Source organism: Ahrensia marina (genome assembly GCF_001293565.1).
GTDB classification, from domain to species: Bacteria; Pseudomonadota; Alphaproteobacteria; order Rhizobiales; family Rhizobiaceae; genus Ahrensia; species Ahrensia marina.
On record NZ_JXMU01000045.1, the window covers coordinates 1 to 7618 of the forward strand.

Here is a 7618-nt window from a genome sequence, read left to right on the forward strand (position 1 = left end):
GGACCTTTTATATCACGCTCCTCGGCCACACTTAGCGGCGTGTCGACATATACCTCAATAAACTCACCATCCTTAACCATATCACGCGCCATACGTCGTTCGGCGACAAATAGCAACAGTGTTCCCCATTGTCCGTCACCAGAAATTTATGGACATGGCGACAGGTCAGGCAAGTCGAATAGCGTTAGATCGCACCAAGTAAGCCCATGCAAACGGCGTCGTGGAGAGCTTCAACGGATGAAAGGGAGACGAGTGCTTGAACGAGCATCTCTTTGCAAGCTTGCTACCGGTAGGCAACATGATCAGAACGGCAAAAATCCTAAATCTCAATGGGGATAAGTTCGGGAGCGCTGCAAGTTGAAACAGAGCTAACTTATAGACAGATGCGATCAGGGGAGCAGGTCACTGCTGCCGGTGCCAATGGCGACCACAAGTACGCTGGCAATGGCATCAACCCGTCTGTTGATCGTTGCCTACTACCTTGCCAAGTCTGACAGCATTAACAAAATGCGATGCGACAGTTCCGGCGCACCGTCTTGAATCAATTTGATCAACTCTTTCTGGAAGACGTGTCGCCCCGAGCTGATTCGGATTCCCTGCACCATCAGGCAGCCCCGCCCCTAATTGATTAGTCACGTCCGTTCGACGACCAACCGCTGTAGGACACGGTGCAGGGCTTAAACGGCAAGCTAATCTTCCGATTTGATCGCGACGAAGGACATCGTCAGTCGCGTTGCCACTTCAGCAATCGCTTGCGTGTCGTGGTCATCATTCTTATGAACCTTGACATATAGAGGAGCGTATAAGGTTGATATCAAGCGCGGCTGGTGCCCGTGCTTTAGGCAAAACGGCCGATTTGATGTGCGCCTCCGTAGGTTTCCATTGCAGTGATACAAGCCGGAAGCTCACTTAAAAAATCCGGAAGCCTGAACTGTTGGAGACATTTGTGTAACAATAGCGCCATTGTCATCCAAAGCGCTCAGTCTGCAAACCGTTTTTACCCAAGTCAATTCGAATAACCGCGATATTCATCGTAATACTACTTTCCACTCACCACCAGCCACAATAGCCGGGTTTTGATGGGAAGGCAGGACATCCCATAAGGTCACGCACATGGCCTGACGGTTGATGTTTGTATCACCCGTTCGTATTTCTGTCTCATCTTCTACTTCACAACGGCAATGATGCGCCGAAAACACTTCCTAAAACAATTGCTTTAATTTGTTCTGTAGTCGCTGACGGCAAAAATTGGGGAGAATGAGGAGAAATAAACTTGGCTGGGGTGGAAGGATTCGAACCTTCGGTACACGCTACCAAAAAGCGTTGCCTTACCGCTTGGCTACACCCCAAATTAAAATTGTGACTAACGAAAAAACCATAGTAATTCAAGCATATTTTTTTGAATTATTGATCCTTTTATTCTTAGTACAATTTATATGTGTTCGACCTAATGGGATGAACTGTGATTTAGAGCCCGGTTAGAGAAAAGCAAGTTTAATGCTAGTGAAAATGGGGACTAGGCATTTATTCAATGATAAAAGCCTCAATCTCACTAAAAAATCCAGATGTCTCAAACGTTCGGTGGCGCTTTCGGAACACAACAGCGCTATTGTCATACAGTACAAACACATTGGCTAAGTCTTACGATTATTAGGTTGGAATATATGATAACTGATGTAATTTAGCGGCTATAAGAATCACTTATTGATCCTCTATTAGTGTCACCCCTTCAATCAAACATTATAAGCTTTCCATTATGTGCAAAAACATACTTTTCGTTACGAATGTGCTTGGTCCGTTTTTACATCACAGAGAGCACCTTGTTTCAGCTGCAAGAGAGGAGGGTTTTAGCCCAATCATTATGGCCATGCCGAATTCTTCTCATCCAAGAGACATGGACTTTGAATTTCATCCAGTGTCGCTTAAATTGTTTCAGTTCAACCCGATAAGTGACATGTGGTTCTTTTTGAAAATTTTGTTTCTTATTCAGCGGAAACAGCCCGAAGTCTTACACTTGGTTACGATTAAACCATATTTGTACGGAGGATTAGCAAGCCGCCTTGCAAAAATGTTCGGATGGCGTGGCAAAGTTGTTATAACGGTGGCCGGACTGGGCAGGCTATTTTCTGAGAACCAGTCGGCTTCCATAACGGGACGAGCTAAGCAAAAGTTTATTCACCCCTTCTTGGTGTTTGCAACCAAATATGCAGTTGTTTTTTTTGAAACACCATATGATAAAAATTATTGGATTAGCAAAGGTATAATAAATAAAAACCAAGCACGTTTGACCAATGGTACAGGGTTGAATCTTGAGCAGTTCACATTAACAAAACGTCCCCAGAATGGAGGAAAAATAAGGGTGCTTTTTGCCGGACGGTTGATACGCAGTAAAGGCTTAGATGTTCTAATGCTCGCGGCAAAACAGCTTAAAGGTATTAAAAGCATAGAATTTAGTGTGGCCGGTGAAGCCTACCGAGACGATGATGATCGCGTATTACCAGGAGAGCTTACTCAAATTTCGAACATCACCTATCTCGGATTAGTGGAAAATATGCCCAGCTTACTAACTGAAACGGATATTATTGTGCTCGCATCACGTTATAATGAAGGTGTGCCCCGCATCCTAATTGAAGGGGCCGCTTGCGGTTGTATTTTGACCGCCACAAAATTTCCAGGCAGCATGGCCCTGATTAAAAATGGTGAAACCGGATTTTTCATTGAGGGTAACAGTATAGAGGAACAGGCAAAACACCTTAGCCAACTCATACAACACTTGCAGAAAGAGAACCACACCCGTCATAAAGTTGGTATGGCAGCATCTGAATTTGTCAGAAACAATGGTTATAGCATTGAGGATAATACAAAGAATTTCATTGATGTTTACACCGGTCGAGAAACAACCGCGATCTAAGAATGGCGCATTAAAACGAACCTCTTATAGACTTTCGCAATTCGGAAAACTGTCGTTAAAGCAGCTTTGTGTATTGGTCCAATAGGCAGCCCCTCTAAGGCCGCGCTCCATTGCGTACGACGAACATAATGAATCACTTCGCGACGTTTTCGCCGACTGATAATCCCCCAAACAATTGTGTTTAAAGAAGGTACCGCACCCCGATCAAAAAAGCCTCCAAATCCAAAAGGGTCGTGTTGTAAGCAGCTATAATACGCTTCAACCAATTCTGATGGTGGTGTGTTGCATATATGTTGCCAAACCTTTAGCGCTAGGGGGCGCATTTCTTGTGAAGAAACGGCATGGGACGACAAAAATGGTGCCCAGCGTTCTGTCGCAAACGTTACGCCATCCTGAAAATAGCGTACATAATTCTTTATTAGAACCGCTTCCTCCTTAGTCGTATCTTCAAGTGGAATTACCGTTTCATCGGCTCCTTGTACATATGATATAGTGCTGCCAATGGCACAATTGCAAAGCAATTCTAGCGGCTCAAAACTTTCAAAAAGATCTTTCTCTCCATCACGCCCTTCCTCTAATACATAGGCGTGTTTTTTAGTATTGTTCGGCTGCGGATTTAGAAATTTACGCAACGCAACATAATATCCACTCCACTGTATATCTGGCCGGGTAAGAGCTATATTATCCTGAATTGTCCCACGCCAACCAATATCTACGATGCCAATATGTCCACCTGTTGCTCCTTCTTGTTCTAGATAGGCGCTAAGTAAAGCTCGGCGCTCAGCCGCCTTGTTTATCAGAATAGAACTGAACACTTTGTCTGACAGAAGCGCCTGCACACGCGAGTCCTCTTGTGGCTGATTTAAAACCATCTCCAACTCTAATCCATGACGTTTTAGAAAGGGTTCCGCTATTAGTGGATCAAGATCAAGAATTTTTAAAAGAGTTGAAATTTTCTGTTGACTGTTCAGCCGCCAAATGCGGCTTAGTTCCTCAATGCTAGCGAAATTTAAGGATGCTAAAAAAGTTGCAATACGACTAACGGCTAGAACATTGCCCGTGGGCAAGCTTAAACCTGCATGTCGATTTTCAGGGAAAAGTGCTTGAAATACTCGTAGAAAGAAAAGACCTTCACGGGTCAGAAAGTATAACTTATCTAGATTATCTAAACGAGAGCGCTCTGCAATAAATAAAGCAAGTCCAGCGAAAAGGGGGGCTGATTGAACACCTAATAAAAACATACCTTGTGCGGTTTGATTGCCTTTCGGAGCGCTTGCTGCCGAAGCAGAATTTATCTTTTCCTGCACATGAGCGAATAACGCCGCACGAGAGGAGAAAAGCTCATTTCGCACAAGGCGTTCAGAATGCGCCTTTTCGGGCTCATAGAGAACTCCCTTTATGCCAAATTTGCTTGGCATATAAACGTCGGAATGTGGGTTGTCTCCGATGTGCACATGCGCTTCTGCAGGCACTCCCTCACGTTCTTGAATATAGCGGAACAAATTACCAGAGCGCTTGTTTAACCCAACATCACAGGACACAAGCCCTCCTGATAGCACAGCATCTAAACCGTGGTGTGCCAAAAGTGCATCCAAAAGATCGCTAGCCATGTAGAAATCAGATAAATACATAACCCGCTCGGCTTTGTATTTTTCTAGTAGGGTCAAAATCCCTTCATCACGATAAGTGTTTTCTATCTCAACCTGCAGTTCATGTTGTCTCAACTCCTTAACTGCAGCCTCTAAACTATCTGCATCTATCGAAGGACAAACTGCACTTAACCACCTATAGAATACGTCTTTCAGTTCATATTCGTCATCGTGACCTGTCTCACGAGTTCGATGCGCGATGGTGAGTTCAGCATCTATGCGGGCGTTATACAATGCCCATTGATCTTGCATCTCAGGGTGTAATTGAGAATGATAACGTAATCGCACATGCCTCGCCACCGCAAGTTTAATTGCTTCTGGATGGCAGCGGCGGCGCAGTAAAGTATCCCAGACATCAACGGTACAAAGTTGATACATTTCAAAAAACTCGACGTGAGGGATTGATAACCTCAATTACTGTCATAATATATTTAATCAGTTCTTTTACACGAGGGGAACTCGCCACAACACGCGTCTTCAGCGATTGCAAGACAGAGGCACGGGGTTTTGTCTTGAGACGAATCTGTTCGTTTGTTTCATAAGTTTTCCACGCTGCACGAATAGTCTCTTCCATCGCGACTGTAGAGCAAGGTTTCGATTCAGCTAATACTTGCTCAACCCAATTGCAAAACAGATTTGATGATTGCATCCAGTCCGGCCAATCCTTGGCGGTTTTTGCTGCGCCTTGCTTGAGTACGGCAAGTCGATCAGAGTCGCTCAGAAGTGAACTAAGCTCTTCCACAACCTTTTCAGTATTCAATCCTTTAATCACAATAGCATTTTCATTGTGGACAATATACTCATCATGGCCGGTCACGTCGAAGACAAGAGCAGTGCCGCCACAATGGAAAATTTCCAGTGGCGGTCCAAACATTCCCTCCACTGTGCTGAGTTTTAACAAAATATCACAAGCGCTATAAATATTTGCGGTTTCATGGATGGGTACACGGGAAAACACCCGCGAAACGCCTGGAAGACGCTTCACAGCAGAGCCTGTTAACACCCATATATCACGCGCCCCCGCAGCCCGAGCCAGTTTGACAGCAAGGGCAGTATTCTTGAATGGTACATTGAAATGCCCTTCAACCAGAACACGCGGCTGGGTGCGTTTCTGCGGCGGTGCAGCAATCGAAGCTCTTGCACGGTAGATATCTTTGCGAATACCATTACGAACGAGCGTCGCGTCTTGGCAAAAATTTTGATGCAAGTACTCTTTAATCCAGACGGCTTCAGTGATGTAGCTAACTGGTAATTTATAGGTCGCATTCACCAAATCCCGTAAAGGACTTTCTTCCTCTGAATAAAAACGCGACTCAATTGATTGAACGAAATAGCCGTAATTTTGCGCTTTAAATTCAGTAATCTGCAGGGCTGTTTTCCACCAAGTTGCAATCACAAGCCCATAGTTATCAACTTTTGCTTCGTCAAAAGGAACACAATTGAGTTTATGACCATAATCATGCCAGCTTGTGGTTGTTTCATCAAAGGGCTCTTGCACCGCAATAGTTATATTGTAGCCTTTTTCCTGTAAGAACTGGGCATGCTGGAAGATCACATATGTCCCCCCGCTAAGCGCCACTGAGCCAACCAAAAAGCAAATACTTTGCTTGGCTTCTTTTGGTGTTTCTAGCATTTTAAAGACCTTTCCTGCCACTTGCGCAGCACGCGGTAAGCAGTTGACACCCCATAAAATGCACGGCGTTTTAAGCTTAAGTAGGGCCAAAAACCAATTTCGCGGGGGCGGGTCCGCAATACGAGGCGATAAGTAAAGCGTAACCGTTCTATCAACGAACTGGCATTCGTATCAGGACTCAGAGCGGACTCTTCAAACACACCAAAATTCTCACGATGATGAATCCGCGACAACCAATCCATTTCTGCCTGGCTAGGGTTGAATACCATGCGGAAGTGACGTTTGCAGGTAAGTTTAAACAACGTTTCATCGGGGAGTGGTGAGTGAGTCTGGTGGCTCGCAATTGCTCTAAACTTTTCAAATATTTCTACAACAATTGGTTGAATCTCTGTCGCAACCATTTCTTCTTCATAATAAGGCTCATGTAGGACGACAGGTTTTTTTTCTTTAGTATCGACTTCATAACTGTAAGGTCCACCATGACGGGCAGGCAGCAACACCTCAAACAAAGAACGGTTTTCATTTAAAATATTATAGCCACGCGAGTGGCCATGTATACCTTCGAACATAAGCCCCGTTTTGACGTTTCTCTCATCCATTGCGCCTGAAGCGTTAAGCCCAATATAGAAGCCATGAACTTGAGCATGCTCGTCCTTTTGTTGTGATAACCAACGGTACAAATTATCTTGAATAGAGCCTTTCCAACCCACATCCACTAGAGTTAGCTTTTCGGGCAATGCCCCATCAGTGAAACTGGCTACATATTGCGCAAGCGCCGCACTCCGGTTTTCTCTTTCAGATTCGTAGATTTGTTGAAAAACCGCTAGCCCTTTCAATTTCTCAAATATAGGATCCTTTGGTAAATCGTCACGGCGTTGGCGATAGCCCGCTTCATCCACCCCTAACCCTTCACATATAATAGCGCTATGAACTTCAAGCCCTAAACTATTAAGAAAGCTCTCCAGTGACATGGCTCGATATTGACGAAATAAAACCTCGAATGTTTCGTCTGCTAAAGGCCCTAACGATGGAAGAAAAGAAGAGCGGCGTGAGGCTTCCAAGTAATGCGTGCGGATGGGAACAGATATATTATTTTTATTCTGAAATATTTCAAACAGCTCTTTTAAATCCCAACCTTCACGAGACAGGAAATAAAGATCGCGTACGCCCTCTTTACAAGCACGAGTGAATAAACGTTCAATGAACTGATAAAGACTGAAAGCAATATCTGAAAAAGGATGGGTGCTTTGTGGTATAATTGACGCTTCAAGACTCTGCAGTCTTTCGCTTATTTTTTTCGAGTCGAGATGAGCGGCTAAGCTTTGCCTATCAAGGTAGGCCATACATTGAATCAGAAATTCACAATGAGTGCGATGATCATCAATTAATGCCGCTTGAGACTGGATCGTCTTATCGCGATCGTCA

5 protein-coding genes and 1 tRNA gene are annotated in these 7618 nt (G+C 44.4%); 1 reads left to right on the forward strand and 5 read right to left on the reverse strand.

The genetic code is table 11. From position 1 onward, the window contains the following. The coding region (locus SU32_RS17190; protein WP_342670099.1) for an adenylyl-sulfate kinase at window positions 1-116 on the reverse strand (116 nt) is incomplete at its 3' end. A gap of 1158 nt (window positions 117-1274) precedes the next feature. Further along, window positions 1275-1349: transfer RNA gene (locus SU32_RS16765), tRNA-Gln, on the reverse strand. 407 nt (window positions 1350-1756) lie between these two features. Between SU32_RS16765 and SU32_RS16770 the strand changes: the two genes are divergently transcribed. Then, complete coding sequence (locus SU32_RS16770) at window positions 1757-2911, forward strand: glycosyltransferase (protein WP_082376865.1); 1155 nt, start codon at window positions 1757-1759, stop codon at window positions 2909-2911. On the opposite strand, the gene SU32_RS16775 is transcribed toward SU32_RS16770, so the two are convergent. The 3 genes from SU32_RS16775 to SU32_RS17350 all read right to left on the reverse strand — a co-directional run. Further along, window positions 2908-4974 (reverse strand): hydrolase, encoded by a 2067-nt coding sequence (locus SU32_RS16775; RefSeq protein WP_144421191.1) that lies wholly within the window; start codon window positions 4972-4974, stop codon window positions 2908-2910. The genes SU32_RS16770 and SU32_RS16775 overlap by 4 nt on opposite strands. Next, window positions 4940-6193, reverse strand: a complete 1254-nt coding sequence (locus tag SU32_RS16780; RefSeq protein WP_054000534.1) for a glycosyltransferase — start codon at window positions 6191-6193, stop codon at window positions 4940-4942. The genes SU32_RS16775 and SU32_RS16780 overlap by 35 nt, the downstream gene beginning before the upstream one ends. Continuing rightward, window positions 6187-7618 (reverse strand): hypothetical protein (locus tag SU32_RS17350; RefSeq protein ID WP_054000535.1); only part of this gene is annotated, 1432 nt, incomplete at its 5' end. The genes SU32_RS16780 and SU32_RS17350, both read right to left, overlap by 7 nt.

Bases quoted from the DNA above. Each gene is read 5' to 3' on its own strand.
- SU32_RS16780 (WP_054000534.1), bottom strand. From the start codon at position 6,193: ATGCTAGAAACACCAAAAGAAGCCAAGCAAAGTATTTGCTTTTTGGTT.
- SU32_RS16770 (WP_082376865.1), top strand. From the start codon at position 1,757: ATGTGCAAAAACATACTTTTCGTTACGAATGTGCTTGGTCCGTTTTTA.